Here is a 16,624-nt window from a genome sequence, read left to right as displayed (position 1 = left end):
TCAGGTTTGCCGCAGGGCGCGGCGCTTGAGCAACTGGGCAGGATTGCCTGAGTAGATCCCGTCTTCGTCGGTATCGCGGAGCAGCACGCCGCGGGCTCCCAGAACCGAGCGGTTGGCCATCGTGACCCCGGGCCCGACGAAAGCCTCGGCCGCGACCCAGCATTGCCGCCCAATCGTGACCGGGCGCAGGACCAACTGGAAGAGGGGATCGTTCACGTCGTGGCTGCTGGCGCACAGGTGCGCGCGCTGCGAGATCACGCTGTCGGGTCCGATCACGATCCGGCCCTGATTGTAGATGCGGGCGCCCGGCCCGACGAGGACGCGCTCCCCCAGTTCGAGGTTGCGGGGATGCCAGATCGACACGCTGGCATGGACCCGCGCGCCCGGGCCGACCTTGGCCCCGAACAGGCGCAAGACCTGCCGCCGCCAGCCATGGAGCGGCGGCGGGGTATACCGGGCGAGCAGCAGCCAGCCTAGCATCCAGGCCACGCGGAACAGCCGGTTGCCCAAGGAGAAACTGGGGCCGCCGCCGCGCGGGCGGGTCTTGCTGGCATCGAGCAGGGTCATGCCGTTTCGCCGCCGAAGCGCGCTGCCGCGACCGCACGCGCGTAGATCTCGCCCCAGCGGGCCGCAACGGCAGCGGGCGAGAACGATCCGCGGGCAAGGCCGAGAGCGGACGCTGCCATGGCCGACCAGGCCGGACCATCCAGAGCCAGTGCCGAGCTGAGCGAGGTGGCGATCGTGGCCGGATCGTAGCCGCAGTCCATTGCCGCGCCCTGGGCAAAGCCCTCGGGAAGGTTGCATTCCCCGGTCATCAGTGTCGGAATCCCGCGGGCCCAGGCCTCGAGCATGGCCATGGGCAGCCCTTCGCTGTGCGAAGGCAGGATGACGAAGCGCGCGCGCGCCAGCAGGTCTTCTTTCGCCGCGCCGAAGACCGGGCCGAGGAATTCGGCCGTGCCGTCACCGCGCGTGGTGGCGGCGCGAAGTTCGGCCACGGCGGCATCGTCGCCCCAACCGGCGATCAGCAGGCGGGCTCCGGCCGGGCGGGTGGAGGCCATCCAGCCCTCGACCAAGGCGACGAGGTTCTTCTTGGCGTGGATCCGGCCAATGTAGACCACCACCGGCGCGGGGTAGGCGGAGGTCGCCGCCGCCGCCGCCGGGCCGGCATTGGGCACGACGAGGCTGTCGGTCCGCCCCGATTCGCGCGCGATATCAGCGCCTTCGCGCGCGGTCAGGGCGTGCAGCGCGCTGGCCCTGTGCCAGCTCGTGCGTTCGTAGACCAGTCTGGCAATGGCCTTCTTCCACTTGCCCCGCGCCGTTATCCATGGATCCAGCATGCCGTGCGGCGAGACGAAATAGGGCCGCCGGGTGTGCCGCGCCCAGGCGCTCGCCGCGGCGGAGGGATACATCCAAATGCCGTGAAGGTGCAGGCAGTCGAGATCGGCTCCGAGCAGGGCCGGGAGCAGCTGCGGGGCGAAGCCGACCTGGCGCGGGCCCTTGACGTCACAGGTGATCGTTCCCGCGGTGCCCAGCCGTGCGCGGTCGGCCTCGCTGTGCTCGTCGCGCAGGGCGGCCACCACCACTTCACCGCCGAGGCTGCGGATCATCGCAGCCTGGGCGGCGACGGCCTCGAACACGCCGCCGCCGAGACGCGAGGCCGAAGCCGTGACCAGGCCGATGCGCAGGCCGGCGAGGGGGCCGGCCGCCATTACTCCGGCGTCGCCGTACTGGTCCCGGCCAGCGCCGCGCGCCTCCGGCGCACCGCGGGCGGGAGGTCGGCGCGGATCGCCGCTAGCGCTGGCTCCGCCCCGGTTACCGGGCTTGCTTGTCCGCCGCGTTGGCGGGCGAGCATGGCCGTGATCCTGGCGGCCGATGGAATGCCGAAATAGCGAGCGAGCAGGTGCCAGATGAAGATCGGCATCAGGTAAGCACCGGCCTCGCGCACGATGGTCAGCAGGATACCGTCGCGCAAGGCCACGATGAGGATCGGCAGGAAGACCATGTAGGCGGCCGTGGCCAGGGTCGTCTGCGATCCTTTGGCGAAGCGGTTGTAGATCCAGCCCAGGCCATAGCCCCAAAGCCCGCACCAGATCAGGACGCCCAGCCAGCCCAGGGCGTACCATCCTTCACCAGGCAGCGAGCGGGTCATGCCGATGGGAAATCCGTACTGGAACAGCTCGATCTGGCGGAAAGGCTCGCCGATCGGCTTCCCGGTCCAGAGGATGCGCGGCACGGGCTCGGTGAACACCTGCAGGTTGTCGAGGAAATAGTCGTAGGTGCCCGACCTTTGCGGGACCACATAGACGAGGTACTCGAAGTACTCCATGTTCCCGAAGTCCATGCCTTCCATGAACTGCAGCCCCAGGTCGCGTACTTCGATGGTGCTGGTATCGTCGAGGTTGAACGCCTTGCGGATGGCCAAGCCGCGATCGTTGCCTACCGCGCTGAATGCCCCCAGCAGGAGCACGGCCCCGAACACCGCCTTGATCCCGGGGAAGCGGATGCGTTTTTCGTAAAGGTAGAAAAGGGCCGCGCCGACGAGGGCGGCGACGAAGGGCCCGCGACCACCCGTGCCCGCGCGCACCAGGGCGAAACCGACCAGCGGAGCGAAGGACCACCACCGGAACCGCGTGACCCAGATCAGCAGCGGACAGAGCGAAACCGCCATCAGCTGCAAGTCGGTGACATAGCCGTTCTTGACCGTGTTGATGGTCACGCCCGTTGCCCGGTCGAGCATCATGCCGGTAAAATTGTTGTCCTCGCCGAAGGAGTTGAACAGCGAGTAGGCCGCCGGCGGTCCGCAGATCAGGAGCACGTAGACGAAGATCCGCGAAAGCTGCCGCCGTTCGATGCGCTTGGCCTCCGTGTCGACGAAGCGCATCGCGGCGTTGCCCGAGCGCAGCGAGAACAGGGCGAAGGACAGCATCCCAAGAGTCGAGGCAAGGATCACGGTCAGCTTGTCCGAGGCCGACGGCATGAATTGGTAGACGTGGTAGATGAAGTCGTAGCCGCGGATCCGCACCACGATCGGGCGGAAGACGAACAGGATCCCGTGGCAAGCCAGGTACCAGGTCAGCGGATGGAACAGGCTGAATGCCGGCGTGCGCCAAAAGTAGAAGCACACGGCCAGGAAGCTGATAACAGCGAATCCCAAGGCGGCATCGTACATTAGCGGCTCCCGTGGCGCTGTGCCGGCGCGGCGGCCTGTTTGGCCCGAACTCTGGAAATCGGCAACATCATGGTGTTTGGCGGCTGTCCGGGTTTGAGCATCAGGCTTGGCTGCGGATCAGGAACAGGGTGCGCGCCCGCGCCCGCACCTGGGCAGTTCTTTGCTCGGTCAGTAGGGAGAACAGCCAGCCTGCCGCAAGCACCACGGCGAGGACCAGCACCAGCATGGCCACCGTCTTGGCATCCGGCGCGCCGCGCTGGCCCGCCGTCAGCAGGGTGGCAAGGAGCACGACCAGCGGGAAATGGGTGGCATAGAGCGAGAAGGAGGCCTTGGCGCCGTAGCCGGCGAAGGCCGCCATGGCCGGCCGGCGGCGCGGGTCGAGCCGCAGAACGACCCAAAGGAACAGGGCAAAGGCGAGGCCCACGGCGGGATCGGCGAAGTCGTGGAGGCGGTCCAGCCGCGAGGCCGAGGCCGTGGCGGCAAGCAGGCAGGCGGCGGCGCCCAGCCAAGCCAGGCGGCCCGGGCCGGATGCCGCCGCGATGCGCGAGCGAAAGGCGCCGGCCATGGCCATGCGGTCGAGGTAGTAGAGCGCGCTGCCCATCAGCCAGACACCGAAGCCGCCATAGAGGCTGAGCGGGGCCAGCAGACCGATGGCGATGGTCGCCAGGGCCAGGTTCGGCCGCCGCTGGATCAGGGCCAGCAGCAGGGCGGGAAACCACAGGTAGTACCAGAATTCGTTGGCCAGGCTCCACAACGGCCCGTTCGATCCGAAGGTCGGCACTGCGATGTTCTGCAGGAACAGCAGGTTTCCAAGCAGGACCTGCGGCTCCATCCGCGGCTGGATCGAGGCGGTCAGCGACAGGGCGCCGGAGAGGCCCTCGGCATAGGGCGAATGCAGCCGGAGCGAAATCAGGTCGAACAGCCCGCCGATCAGGAGGGCCGGCACGATCACCAGCAGTAGGCGCGAAAGCCGGTCGATCAGGTAATCGGACCAGAACGAGGGGCCCTTGCGCCGCCGGTCGATCGCGGAGGTGATCCAGAAGCCCGAGATGACGAAGAAGACCATCACGGCTTCGCGGCCGAAACCGGTGATGAAATAGAACAGTTTCCAGCCCGCCCCCGGGGCCTGTGCCTCGGCGAAGGTCAGGAACAGGAAATCGCGGGCATGTTCGGCCACGACCGCCGTTGCCGCGCAAAAGCGCATGACGTCGGTCCAGAAGAACGCGCCCCGCCCGCCTTCGTGCGTCGTGACGAGTGCAGGCGGGGCTACGCTCTCAGTCGGCACCGGTCAGGGACCGTGCAGATTCGCCGACGACTTCGCGGAAATAGTCGATGGTCTTGGCCAGGCCGTTGCGCAGCGGAATCCGGGCCTCCCAGTCGAGTAGTTCGCGCGCCTTGGTCGCATTGGGCTTGCGCTGCTTGGGATCGTCCTGGGGCAGAGGGCGAAAGTCGATCTTCGAGGAGCTGCCGGTCAGTTCCAGCACGATCTGCGCCAGTTCGAGCATGGTGAATTCGCCCGGATTGCCCAGGTTGATCGGTCCGGTCACCTCGGCCGGCGTGGCCATCATCGCCATCAGCCCGGCGACGAGGTCGTCGACGAAGCAGAACGAGCGGGTCTGCTGGCCGTCGCCGTAGATTGTGATGTCCTCGCCGCGCAGGGCCTGGACGATGAAGTTGGAAACCACCCGCCCATCGTTCGGGTGCATGTGCGGACCATAGGTGTTGAAGATCCGGATCACCTTGATCGGGATATTGTGCTGGCGATGATAGTCGAAGAACAGGGTCTCCGCGCAGCGCTTGCCCTCGTCGTAGCACGAGCGCGGGCCGATCGGGTTGACGTTGCCCCAGTACTCCTCGACCTGGGGATGGATCGCCGGATCGCCGTAGACCTCGCTGGTCGAGGCCTGGAGGATCGGCACGCGCAGGCGCTTGGCCAGGCCGAGCATATTGACCGCGCCGATCACGCTGGTCTTGGTCGTCTGCACCGGATCGAACTGATAGTGGACCGGGGAAGCCGGGCAGGCCAGGTTGTAGATTTCGTCGACTTCGACATAGAGCGGGAAGGTGATGTCATGCCGCATCAGCTCGAAGTTCGGATTGCCGATCAGGTCGGCGATATTGGCCCGGGTGCCGGTGAAGAAATTGTCGACGCAGAGCACCGAATGGCCCTGCTCCAGCAGCCGTGCGCACAGGTGCGAACCGATGAAGCCGGCGCCGCCCGTCACGAGCACGCGCTTCTGAATGGCATATCGCGTCCGGTGTTGTTGTGTCATTTCGGTTCTGTCTCCAGTTCGACCATCAGACGCTCGACCCGGCCGGCTGTATCCGCCGTGCCCGGAACGAGCAGGATTTCAAGGGCATCCGCCAGTCGATCGGCATCGCCCAGCCAAGCCCGTTCATGCGAAGCCGCGACCATGGCTTCCCAGGTCGCGGGATCAGATCCGATCTGGAGCATGGCCCGAGCCAATCCTTCGACGCAACCCGATTCGACAACGAAACCATTGATCAGGTTGCGAACCAGGAGGTCGCGCGATCCCACTTCGTTGGAGACGATGGCCGGAAGGCCAAGGGCAAGAGCCTCGTTGACCACCAGGCCCCACTGCTCCTCACGGCTCACCAGGACAAGGGCGAGGGCGCCGGCCAGGGCGCGCGAGACCGCCTCGGCATTGAGGAACCCGGTGAAATCAACCAGCCCGGCTACGCCCAGCGCGGCAGCCCGGTCACGCAGGAGGGCCTCCTCTTCGCCCGAGCCGACCAGGACCAGGCGCCGCGCCTTCGGCCCGGCCAGGGCGGCGTAGCGGGCATAGCCTGCGACGAGGGTGAGGAGGTTCTTCTTTTCGACGAACCGGCCGACGAACAGGAACGATCGGTCCGCAAAAGGCAGGCCTTGCGGGGCCAGAATTCCGCCCGATTGCCGGCGGATCCGGTCAAGCCCGACCACGTCGTAACCGGGCAGGACGGGGCGGGCGCGGAAGCCAAGGAAGCGGAAATAGTCGATATGGCGGCGCCCGCCAACCACGGCCGCCGAATAGCAGCCGAGGGTGATGGACTTGATCAGCTCGACCCAGATGGAGCGGCGCCGGTCATCGAACTTCGATTCGCTGAACACGATCACCTGCTTGCCCAGCAGGCGCAGGGTCCAGCTGAGCGCGATGGCATCGGGCTCGGCGTAGCTGATGCCGATGCATACCGTGTCGCATCCGCGCGCAGCCCGCAGCATGGCGCGGAAACGCTGCCAGGGCGAGATGTCGTCGAACGAGCGGCCGGGGAACAGGGTAACCTTGCGCGCCCCTGCGACCTCCCCGCTCGGGTCCCAGGCATAGAGGGTCGAGGTGGTCGCCACCTCGATCGCCAGAACCTCGCAGTCATCGCCCAGGCGGCGCGCGACGGCTTCGCAGCGATCGGTGTGATATGCGGCGAATTGCGACCAGATCAGCCCGACGACGCGCTTCTTGTTTCCAATCACGCTAATCCAGGTCGTCGACGTTTCGCATCGCAGCACGATAGCCATATCGTCGGCTCAGGCAAGGTTCTTTACCTAAGCGATCTTCCGGATTCCGGCCCGAGCTCATACGGATATCCCATGATTGTCGCTTCCCACTTGAGCGGTTTGCCGCGCCCAAGGTGGCACTGGCGGTAACCATGTGTCCCCGCCAGTGCCAGTGCCAGTGCCAGTGCCAGTGCCAGTGCCCTCGGCCGCGTCAGGCCAGCGTCCCCGCCGCCTCCAGCACCCGGTCCGGGCGGTTGCGCCTCAAAGCCGCTCTACCACCCGCCACGAGCTGCCGCTGAACTCGAAGCAGGCCGCCGTGTAATTGCCGGCAATGTGCTCGTCGGCACCCGTCCGGAAGTTGCTGCCGTTGACTTTCACATCCAGCCCCGGACTGACGAAATTGCGGGTGAAGTTGGCGATGTAGATCCGCGTGCCGACCGTCACGTTGGAGGTCGGCAGATTGATGTTTTTGACCCCGCTGGCCGAGCCTGAGCAGGACAGGGCAATCACCGGGACATTGGGAATGGTGCCGCCGTTGTTGGCCTCGCAATCGAAATAGCCGCTCCCGGTCGCATTGGTCTCGTTGTAGATATAGCCCCTGAGCGCGATGACATGGTCGTAGGCGGCGGCGGCGACGTTGATGTGTCCGCCAAGTCCTTCCTGTGCGCCCAAGGTGACCACGACGTTCGGGCCGATCGATCCGAACGTGTAGACCGCGGCGGCATGGCGCAGGCCATTGGCCGTGGCATAGGCGGTACGCTTGATCTCGGCCCGCACCGACACGTTGCGGATCAGCATTTCGCCGCTCGGACCGCCCGGAAACGAGACCGCGCCCAGCGGATTGGTCCGATCCGCGATCGAGACGATCTCGAGGTCGACCATCTCGGCGCCCTTGGCAAATGTGGCCGCTCGGCCGACAGAGGGGGTGCAGTCGATCGCGACGATCCGCCCTTCCAGCCATGACCCGACGCTCATCGGCGAGCGCTCGAGTACGATGTCGAGATGACCCACCGGCAGCTGGCCCGAAACCGGCGCCGTCGGCTCGTAGTAGTTCGCCGGGGGCAGGGCATAGATGCCGCCCTGGATCGAACTATCATGCGTGATGTCGCGAAAATGCGCCTTGAGGTAACCGCCGGCATGGCCGGTCCAGCCCTCGATGCCGATGTAGGCGTTGTAGCAGAGGCACCGCGCGATCTGCGTCGTCTGGCCGTTGGCGTTGATGCACGATCCGCCCGTCTCGCCCAGCACAACCTCGGGGCCGATCGCCAGCACCCGGTCCGCGATCGACGGGGAAATGCCTGCGGTATAGATCAACTCCGAGGTGAAGCCGATGATCGCGGACTTGCCCTTGAGCGTGAGGTGGCCGCAGTAGCGGTCGTTCGATTGCCAGATTCCCTTGTCCATCACCTCGAAGATCAGACCGTCGCGGGCCAGGCGAAGCCCGCCGTCGAGCTGCACGTCTTCGAGGGTGAAGCTGCCGACCGAGGCGCCCGGATCAGGGTCGCCGGCCTGGCCGTGCCCCTCGACGAAGAACATGCCGCCCCGCCAGATGACCGCGCCGATGCCGTCGACGGTGAGGGTCTGGTAGTCGCTCATCGTGTAGGTCGTGCCGTCGGCCTTGCGGCGCAGCAGCAGCGAGCCTTCGGGGTGGGTGGACTTGAACACGCTGGACGAGAGGACGACAATCGGGACGCCCTCATAGTCGATGAATCGCACATCCCATGAGGTCAGGTCAGTGCGCGGCACCCGCCGGATCGCATAGTTGCGGGCATCGAGCCGCACCCCCTTGGCCCCGATCGCATGGCGGTAATATTCCGCCGCCTGGATCGCGGGGCGCGCATCGGGCGATGTATCGGTAATGGCCGTTTCCTGCCCGTTGGCACCGCCGCACGCGACCGGGATCAGGCCGTTGTCGTCGGGCAGCAGGCGGAAATGGCGGCCATTGGAACTTGCCCTGCAGAACAGCGGGTGCGCCGCGGCCAGGGCCGCCGTGGCCAGGCCGTCACTGACGTAGATCCCGGCGCCTGCGCCCGCCACGGCATAGCCGCTGGTGACGATCGTCCTGACCGCGGCATCGACGGGAACAAGCGGAAGGTCGGTGAACAGGCCGACCGGGCTGGCCGGACCGGCAGTGGCGGCGTCCGCCGCTGCCTGGGCCGAGGCGGCGGCCGCGCGGGCGATGAAGTCGATCGCCATGGCTTATTGTCCCATGCGGTAGGCAAGAGCGCCCGAAGCGAGCGAGACATCGAGGTAGAGCAGGGCAGCGGCCTCGCTCTCTTCCCACACCGGTTCGCAGACGTTGGCCGTGAAGCTCCCATAAGGCTTGCCCATGGCGGTCAGCGGCAGCTTGGTTGTCCCGCCGTCGACCGAGCGCAGCAGGCGGGCCGTACCGGTCCAGGTGCCGCTCAGGGTCAGGATCACGGCCCGGCCCGCGCGCGGCGCGAAGGGGCCGGCCTGGCCGGAGGCGGACAGCGTTCCGGTCAGGGCCGGCGCGGCGGCGAACGGCTGTTCCTGGATCGGCATCGGGTTGCCGGCGTTGACCAGTTCGGCATCGCCGCTCGAATTGGCGATGGCGATCGCCATTTGCGGCACATAGCCGGCCGGCGTCTTCAATGGGGACGTTGGCATGAAAACTTTCCTTTCTAACCACTCGGACTATCTTTAGATAACCTATCCGGTGATATGTAGGAAAGAGCGTAGCCATATTGGCCAATGAACGACCGACGGGCGACTTGCATTATGGCCCGTCCTCGCCGAAGACCACTGCCGGCAACGCCATTTCGGCCTGCCCTGCCAGTCAGGATCCCTGCTTGCCTGCTATTCCCATGGAGCGCGGCCCGGAGCCGATGCGATGAAAGTCGCGGTCTTCCATCCCGGGACCCAGCACAGCTGGCAAACCGCGCTCGCGCTGCAGCAACTCGACCTGCTGCAATGGTATGCCACCTCGATCTTCTACCAGCCCGATCGCTGGCCCTACAAGTTGGAACGGGTCCTGCCGGGATCGCTCGGCGCCCGGCTGGGGCGGGAATTCCGCCGTTTCAGCCATCCGTCGCTCGATCCGGCCCTGGTGCGCACCTTCGGCCTGACCGAATGGGTCGAGCGGATCGCCGCGCGCGCCGGCTGGCGTGAGTTGGCCCGCCGGATCGACCGGTTCGGCAACGATCGATTCGTTTCGGGCATCGCGCGTGACCTGCGCTCGAACGAACCCTTTGCCCTCTGGGGCTTCAACAGCAGTTCCGAGACGTCCTTTGCTCTCGCTCGCCAGCTCGGCCGGACCTGCATCCTCGATCGCACCAACGGCGATTTCCGCGTCTACAACGCGATGATGCAGGAGGTGGCGGCACGCTACGGCGAGTGGTTCCTGCCGACCGAGCGGGCCGAGCCGGAAAGCCATATCGCGCGTGATCACCGCGAATATCTGCTGGCCGATCGTATTCTCGTCGGCAGCCCCTTCGCGGCCCGGACCATTGCCGAGGCGACCGGCGACCCTGCCATCGCGGCGCGGACCCAGGTTCTCAACTACTGCTTCGACGAGGCACTGTTCGCCAACCAGCCGGCCCCGCAACCGATCCCGGCGGACGGCCCCGTCAAGTTCCTGTTCCTGGGCCTCGTCATTCCGCGCAAGGGGATTCACCACGTGCTGGAAGCGATCGCGCGCATTCCCCGGTCCGCGGCAGAATTGACTATCGTCGGCAGCCTCAAGGTGCCGCCTGCCGCTTTCGCGCCTTATGCCGACCGGATAACCTATATTCCCACCGTGGCCCGCGCCGACGTGCCGCGGATCATGGCCGAGCACCACGTTTTCCTCCTGCCGAGCTATTTCGAAGGAGCGGGCATTACGCTCTACGAGGCCCTCGCCTCGGGCAACGCCCTGATCCAGTCGCGCAATTGCGCCGAAGCCGTGACGCCCGAGACCGGGATCATGCTCGACCGCATCGACACCGAGAGCGTATATGCCGCGATGATGACCGCGATCGAAGACCGGGCGCGGGTCGATGGCTGGCGCGCCCACGCCCAGCAGGAAGCGCAGAACTACACCTTCGCCCGCTACCGCGACAATATAGCTGCCCTGCTGCGCGACCTGGCGCCCTAGTCCCTCATTCCCGCGTGAAGGTAGCGGTTATGGCGCCGCACTGCTCCGGATCGAGCTTCGTCAGGGCGGCCAGGAGTGCCTTCAACCGCCCCGGATGGCTGGACGAGACGATCAACCGGGCCTGGGGCAGGTGGCTTGCGGCCAAGGCATAGTGGACGGCAATTTCGCGCAGTGCCTGATCATCGCTTTCGACCAGGTATGCCGCCTGTTCCACGCGCCGGGCATGGGCCGCGTCATTTTCGCACAGCCAGCGGCCGGTAAGGGCGATGCCGTGCAGGCTGAGCGGCTGGCGGATCGGCTCCCCGGGCAAGCCCGTCAGCCACTGCGGTCGCACGGCGACTTGCCGGATCCACCGGTCCGGGTAGGCCGCGTCGGTGGCGGGGTCGAACTGGGCGCCGTTTGAATAACCGGGAAGGGCGCCGTACCGGGCGGCGAGCGCGTCCAGCGCGGCGACCGTCTCGGGGGCGGCATGCTCCGCCAGGCTTTCGTGCAGCAGGAGCCAGTCGATCCGCCCGAGCAAGGCGGCACTGCGCTCGGCTGAGCGGCGCATGGCATCGGCGCCGAACTCGGCGGCCGAGCGGATAGCGGCGGCCTCGACCGGGGTGAACGGGTCGGACAGTCGCGGCTCCGCTGCGGTGAGGCTGCGCTTGGCGCGGCGCAGCCAGGTCTTGACCAGCCCGAAGCGCGGCGCGGTAGAGCCGACCTTGGCGGTGATCATCACGTCCCGCCCGGCGCTGCGCAGGGCCTTGCCGATAACCGCCTCGGCCGTTCCGAGGCCATAGGATGGTGCCGTGTCGAAATGGCGGATTCCCGCATCGAGGCAGATGTCGACCAGCCGCAGGGCCTCGGCCATGCTCGCGCCGCCGGTAAGCCGGCCGCAGCCGAAGATCAGGCGCCCGATCATCGCGCGGCTCCCGCGCCGCTGAGGTGGTCGGCCAGGCGCAGGGTGAGCGCGAGCGCGGTCAGGGTCGGGTTGGCGAAGCTGCCGGAAGGGAAGACCGCGGCACCGGCGACGAAGAGGTTGTCCGTGCCGAAAACCCTGAGATCGTGATCAACCACGCCCTCGCTCGCGCTGGCGGCCAGACGGGCGCCTCCCATCTGGTGATAGGCATCGTGGCAGGCATCGAGGAAGGCCGGATCGCCGGCCAGGGCGCGCGGGTCGATCCGCACTTCGCCGAGGCCGCGCGCGGTGAGCTCGGCCGAGAGCATCTGCGCCAGCGCCTGGACCGTGCGCATTTCCTCGCCGCCCGGATTCCAGCAGATCCCGGCCTTGGCCGTGGCCGGCGGTTCGGCCGGATCAAGGAAGATGTAGCTTTGGGGAGAGGGCAGTTGCTCGAACTCCACGCCGATGGCCACGCCGCTTGAAAAGAGCAGGGACGAGCGCCGCCGGACGAGGTAGCGCCAGGCGAGCGGCAGGGTGATGCGGACCATGGCCAGACCGTGGCGCAAGGTGGCGGCGGGCGATCCGCGCCCGCTGAACAGACGGGTCAGGAGGGCCAGCAGTTCGGTCGCGCCCTGCTTGAGACCCATGCGGGGATTGAGCGTTACAACGCCATTGCACAGCCCCTGCTCGGCACGCGCATCGTCGCTGAGGCGCAGCTTCACCCCGAAGCGCAGGCCGCGGTGGTGAACATAGTCGAACAGGTTGCCGATCGCCTCCGGATCGGCCCCGTGCAGTTCGCCCATGAAGCCGTGCAGATGGTCCATGAACCACTTGCCGAGGTGTTCGTTGCCGGCAAAGCCGCAGGCCGGCTCGCAGGCGGCCGCGCGCAGCAGGAGGCGGGCGATCTCGATCGTGCCGCAGGCCAGCACCACCCGGTCGGCGCGAAAGGAGCCGCGGCTGGTGTGCACGGCATCGAGCCGGCCGGGATGGCCGAATTCCAGCCGCTCGACCTCGGCCTCGGTGATGACCATGGGCCCTTCGGCCGCGGAAAGCTCGGCGGCGAAGAGGCGGGCGAAATCGGGCTGGGGCAGCCACAGGTTCATGCCCACTTCGAGCGAGGGACCGAATGCGGCCTCGGCGCCGGACATCCTGCTCCACACGGCGCGGGGATCGCGGGCGTCCTGCGGGATGCCGAGGAGGTCGTAGACCTGGCCGACATGGCCGAGATAGTCGGCATGGGTAAAGGGCCAGTGCGGCTGGCCGGGGAAGGCGGCCTGCTCGATGTCGCTGACGCTGAAGGGCACCAGCTGGCCCCCCCAGAGCCGGGTCGTGCCGCCCAGCGCCTTCATCCGGCCGCTGACCAGCCCGTCGTACGCCCGCCCGGTCGAGGGCCCGGCATTGGCTGCTTCGTGGCCCGTGGGCGGTTCGGCCGGGCCGCCTTCGAGCAGCGTGACCCGCAGCCCGCGCCGGGCCAGGGTCACGGCGAGGGGAATGCCGACGGCGCCGGCCCCGATCACCAGCACATCGGCCTGACGGGCCGCCTCGGGTATGTCCTGCGCGCGGGTGAGGATCACGCCGCCCGGTCCAGGCTGCGGGCCAGGTCGAGCAGGCCGTCGACATTGGCCTCCCACGAGGCGTGGCGGCGATAGGCGGCAAAGGCCGCCGGATCGGGCCGCCAGCCGCCGGTCAGCTGGCGCAGCCCGGCGACGATGGCCGGCACGCTGTCCGGCGCGACGAAGACGCCGAGCCCGGTCTCTACTGCCTCCTGCAGCGGACCCGGCCCGCTCGAGGCCAGAACCGGCTTGTCCCACAAGACGGCCAGCTGGAGCACGCCGCTCTGCGAGACGAAGGCGCGGTTGTAGGTGAGGGCGATGATGTCCGCCCCGCCGAACCAGGCGGGAGTTTCCTCTTCGGGAATGTAGCGGATGACGAAATGGACCCGGTCCGCCACCCCGAGCGCTTCGGCACAGGCCTTGTACCAGTGCGAAGGGCGCTGGCTGGCCGAAACGTCGTCGCCGGCGATGACCAGTTCGACCTCGGGCAGGTCCGGCAGGGCCGCGATCAGGAGGTCGAGGTTCTTGCGGTCGGCGATCAGTCCGAACGAGAGCAGGATCACCCGGCCCGGCGCAATGCCGAGCCGCTCGCGCAGGTCGAAGGCCGGCCGGCTCGTGGCGGCATCGCCGAGCAGGCCATGCGGGACCGACCGGATCGAGACCCGGGCCGGGATGTCCGCCCCGGCCGGCACGCCGCCGTGAACCAGCCCGCCGCGCAGCATGCCGAAGCCGAGGCGCAGCGTGAGCCGGTGCCACCAGTCGGGCCCGAAGCGCTTCTCGCGCGCGGGATCGTGAAAATTGGCGAGATAGGTGGTGCGGCCGAGTGCGGCGAGAAGGAGGTGCGGCCAGGCCCAGCAGGCGGCGAAATATTCCGTGTTCGATTCCATCAGGACGAAACGGGGGCGCCGGCGCAGGATCTGCCAGGCCAGGATCCAGTAATTGACCACGAAGCATGCCACCCGCAGCAGCTTGCGCGCCAGCCCCGGGCCATTGACCCCGACGAGGCAGGGCACCTGGCGGTAGGAGCCGGGCGGCGCGGTCATCGGAAAGTCCGGCCGGCACAGCATTTCCACCATAACCCCCCGGCTGGCCAGTTCGCGGGCCTGGAAGTGGGAGTGGCGGGGAAAGCCGCCGCCGATCGACGGGCAGAACAGCAGAAACGGACCCGGCGGGGCGGCCGCATCGCGGTTCATCGCGTATCCTCCTCGCGCAGCAGGGCGGCGAGGCGGTCGAGCACGGCATCCTGCGACCAGCGCTCGTGCCCGCGCTCGCGCGCCGCCGCGCCGAGCTCTTCGGCCAGCACCGGATCGTCGAGCAGGCGGGCGATGGCCGCGGCAAAAGCGGCGGCGTCGCCCGGCGGAGTGGTCAGGCCGCAGCCCTCGACCTCACCGTGCAGGCCCGTGCCCGGCTCGGCCGTGGCGACGACCGGGCGGCCCGAATGGAGCATGTTGGCCAGCTTGGAGGGCAGGACCAGATCGGCTGCCCCGGCGATCTGCGGCAGGAGGTGGATCGCGGCCAGGCTGAGCAGTTCGCCCATCCGGGCGGCGGGCTGGAGATCGTGGAACGAGATGTTGGTCAGCCCCGCGGCGAGGGCCTGGAGCCGGGCGCGGTTGGGCCCTTCGCCGCAGACGACGAAGTGGAGGTCGCCGCGATCGGCGAGCAGGCGCGCGGCCGCGACCACGATCTCGATCCCCTGCTTGTTGGCGATATTGCCCGAATAGAGCGCGACCCGGCGCGTACCCAGCCCCCATTCGGCGCGGTAGGCCGCGCCCGCCGCCGGATCGGGCGCCGGGGCATTGGCCCAGTTGCGGACCTCGCTGACCTGCTCGGCGGCGATACCCTTGTCGTGCAGCCGGGCGCACATCTGCGGGCTGATCGTGGTGACCCGGTCAGCCAGTCGCAGCAGCCGGTTTTCGACCCCCCGGGCCAGCCGTGCGGCGCGGCCGTAACCATCGACGAGGCCGGTGGCGAAAGCGGCCTCGACCTCGAAATCCTGAACATGGATCCACAGCCGTGCCCCGGCCAGCCGGGCCAGCAGCCAGGCCACCGGCACGCTGAGCAGGGCCGGGGCGACGCAGATCACGGTCTCCGGGCGCTGGTCCTTCCGGCCGAGAGCGAGGCGCAGGGCCGGGGCGAGGGCGCCGGCGGCGAAGCTGGCGAGGTGGACGATCCGCTTGAGGCCCGAAGGCCGGGCCGGGACATAGTGCGGGCAGCGGGTGATCTCGACCCCGTCTTCACGCGCGGCCAGCCAGCCGGGGCGGGCAAAGCCCTCCCACACCTGCCACTGCGGGTAATAGGGCTTGCCGACGATGGCCCGGACCGCGAATTCGCGCGCGGCCAGGCCCCGTGCCATGCCGCTGGTGAAGGCGCCGATGCCGATTTCCTCGGGCGCGTAGTTCAGCCCGACAATAGCGAGGCGCATGGGAGCGAGGCGCACCGGGGCCCCTCAGCCCCGCCAGCCGCCGCTGAGGAACAACTGGTAGGTATCGGCCACGCCCGCTTCCAGCGCGATCGACGGCTTCCAGCCGAGCGCGGCGAGGCGAGCCGAATCCATCAGCTTGCGGGGGGTGCCATCGGGCTTGCCGGCATCGCGCGTGATCGTGCCGGTGAAGCCGACCACCCGGGCGACCATCTCGGCCAGATCGCCGATCGTGATGTCGCTGCCCGAGCCGATGTTGATCGGCAGGGGATCGGAATAGTGGCGCAGCAGGTAGATGCAGGCATCGGCCAGATCATCGACGTGCATGAATTCGCGGTAAGGCGTGCCGGTGCCCCAGATCTCGAAGCTGGGCGCCCCGGATGTCTTGGCCTCGTGCGCCTTGCGGATCAGGGCGGGCAGGACGTGGCTGGAATGGAGGTCGAAATTGTCGCCCGGGCCATAGAGGTTGGTCGGCATGGCGCTGATGAAATCAACCCCGTGCTGGCGGCGGTAGGCCTGGCACAGCTTGATTCCCGCGATCTTGGCGATCGCATACCATTCGTTGGTCTGTTCGAGCGGTCCGGTGAGCAGCGAATCCTCGGAGATCGGCTGGGGCGCGAACTTGGGATAGATGCACGAGGAACCGAGCAGCAGCACCTTTTCCGTGCCGTTGCGATAGGCCGCCTCGATCAGGTTCGCCTCGATCATCAGGTTGTCGTAGAGGAAATCGGCCGGCCAGGTGTCGTTGGCGAGAATTCCGCCGACCCGGGCCGCGGCGATGACCATCACCTCGGGCCGGTTGGCCTCCACCCAGGCGCGGGTGGCGGCCTGGTCGCGCAGGTCCACCTCGCGCGGGGCGGTGAGCACAGTGCAGTTTTCCCGGGCGAGGCGCCGGACCAGCGCCGAGCCGACCATGCCCCGGTGACCGGCTACGTAGACGCGGCGTCCTTCAAGCGGAAACGGCAGCGTGTTCATCGGTGACTGCCTGCCCTCGACACCCCTGTCCACGATACTGGC

The 16,624-nt window shown here is 67.9% G+C and carries 14 protein-coding genes; 1 reads left to right on the top strand and 13 read right to left on the bottom strand.

Annotated features, from left to right (window positions below):
• The 8 genes from H7F51_RS02855 to H7F51_RS02820 all read right to left on the bottom strand — a co-directional run bounded on the left by H7F51_RS02855 (position 1) and on the right by H7F51_RS02820 (position 9,287).
• Positions 1 to 567, bottom strand: a complete 567-nt coding sequence (locus H7F51_RS02855; protein WP_185662705.1) for an LbetaH domain-containing protein — start codon at positions 565 to 567, stop codon at positions 1 to 3.
• Positions 564 to 1,709: a glycosyltransferase gene (locus H7F51_RS02850; RefSeq protein WP_185662704.1), complete on the bottom strand. Its 1,146-nt coding sequence runs from the start codon at positions 1,707 to 1,709 to the stop codon at positions 564 to 566. Before H7F51_RS02850 ends, H7F51_RS02855 begins: the two co-directional genes overlap by 4 nt.
• Entirely contained in the window at positions 1,709 to 3,154 is a 1,446-nt protein-coding gene (locus H7F51_RS02845) for an O-antigen polymerase (protein ID WP_185662703.1), read from the bottom strand. Before H7F51_RS02845 ends, H7F51_RS02850 begins: the two co-directional genes overlap by 1 nt.
• A 115-nt stretch (positions 3,155 to 3,269) precedes the next feature.
• Positions 3,270 to 4,454, bottom strand: coding sequence for an acyltransferase family protein (locus H7F51_RS02840; RefSeq protein WP_185662702.1), 1,185 nt, complete (start codon positions 4,452 to 4,454; stop codon positions 3,270 to 3,272).
• Entirely contained in the window at positions 4,444 to 5,442 is a 999-nt protein-coding gene (locus H7F51_RS02835; protein ID WP_185662701.1) for a UDP-glucuronic acid decarboxylase family protein, read from the bottom strand. The genes H7F51_RS02840 and H7F51_RS02835 overlap by 11 nt, the downstream gene beginning before the upstream one ends.
• Positions 5,439 to 6,635: a glycosyltransferase gene (locus H7F51_RS02830; RefSeq protein ID WP_185662700.1), complete on the bottom strand. Its 1,197-nt coding sequence runs from the start codon at positions 6,633 to 6,635 to the stop codon at positions 5,439 to 5,441. Before H7F51_RS02830 ends, H7F51_RS02835 begins: the two co-directional genes overlap by 4 nt.
• Before the next feature lie 285 nt (positions 6,636 to 6,920).
• Positions 6,921 to 8,855, bottom strand: coding sequence for a hypothetical protein (locus H7F51_RS02825; protein ID WP_185662699.1), 1,935 nt, complete (start codon positions 8,853 to 8,855; stop codon positions 6,921 to 6,923).
• A 3-nt stretch (positions 8,856 to 8,858) separates the two neighbouring features.
• A complete protein-coding gene (locus H7F51_RS02820) occupies positions 8,859 to 9,287 on the bottom strand; it encodes a hypothetical protein (protein WP_185662698.1) in 429 nt (142 codons plus the stop codon).
• Positions 9,288 to 9,510: 223 nt separating this feature from the next.
• Between H7F51_RS02820 and H7F51_RS02815 the strand changes: the two genes are divergently transcribed.
• Complete coding sequence (locus H7F51_RS02815; RefSeq protein ID WP_185662697.1) at positions 9,511 to 10,752, top strand: glycosyltransferase family 4 protein; 1,242 nt, start codon at positions 9,511 to 9,513, stop codon at positions 10,750 to 10,752.
• A 4-nt stretch (positions 10,753 to 10,756) separates the two neighbouring features.
• Here the strand turns inward: H7F51_RS02815 and H7F51_RS02810 are convergent, their stop codons facing one another.
• The 5 genes from H7F51_RS02810 to fcl are packed head-to-tail and all read right to left on the bottom strand — an operon-like array spanning position 10,757 to position 16,582.
• Positions 10,757 to 11,656, bottom strand: coding sequence for an aldo/keto reductase (locus H7F51_RS02810; RefSeq protein ID WP_185662696.1), 900 nt, complete (start codon positions 11,654 to 11,656; stop codon positions 10,757 to 10,759).
• Positions 11,653 to 13,209 (bottom strand): FAD-dependent oxidoreductase, encoded by a 1,557-nt coding sequence (locus H7F51_RS02805; protein ID WP_185662695.1) that lies wholly within the window; start codon positions 13,207 to 13,209, stop codon positions 11,653 to 11,655. Before H7F51_RS02805 ends, H7F51_RS02810 begins: the two co-directional genes overlap by 4 nt.
• Positions 13,206 to 14,381: a glycosyltransferase gene (locus H7F51_RS02800; protein WP_185662694.1), complete on the bottom strand. Its 1,176-nt coding sequence runs from the start codon at positions 14,379 to 14,381 to the stop codon at positions 13,206 to 13,208. The genes H7F51_RS02805 and H7F51_RS02800 overlap by 4 nt, the downstream gene beginning before the upstream one ends.
• Complete coding sequence (locus H7F51_RS02795; RefSeq protein ID WP_343061179.1) at positions 14,378 to 15,625, bottom strand: WcaI family glycosyltransferase; 1,248 nt, start codon at positions 15,623 to 15,625, stop codon at positions 14,378 to 14,380. The genes H7F51_RS02800 and H7F51_RS02795 overlap by 4 nt, the downstream gene beginning before the upstream one ends.
• A gap of 9 nt (positions 15,626 to 15,634) precedes the next feature.
• Positions 15,635 to 16,582, bottom strand: coding sequence for a GDP-L-fucose synthase (gene fcl, locus H7F51_RS02790; protein WP_185662693.1), 948 nt, complete (start codon positions 16,580 to 16,582; stop codon positions 15,635 to 15,637).
• Positions 16,583 to 16,624: the final 42 nt, after the last annotated feature.

The organism is Novosphingobium flavum, from assembly GCF_014230315.1.
Classification (GTDB): domain Bacteria; phylum Pseudomonadota; class Alphaproteobacteria; order Sphingomonadales; family Sphingomonadaceae; genus Novosphingobium; species Novosphingobium flavum.
The sequence above is the reverse complement of the archived record's forward strand: the minus strand, read 5'-3'. Positions and strand labels throughout refer to the sequence as shown.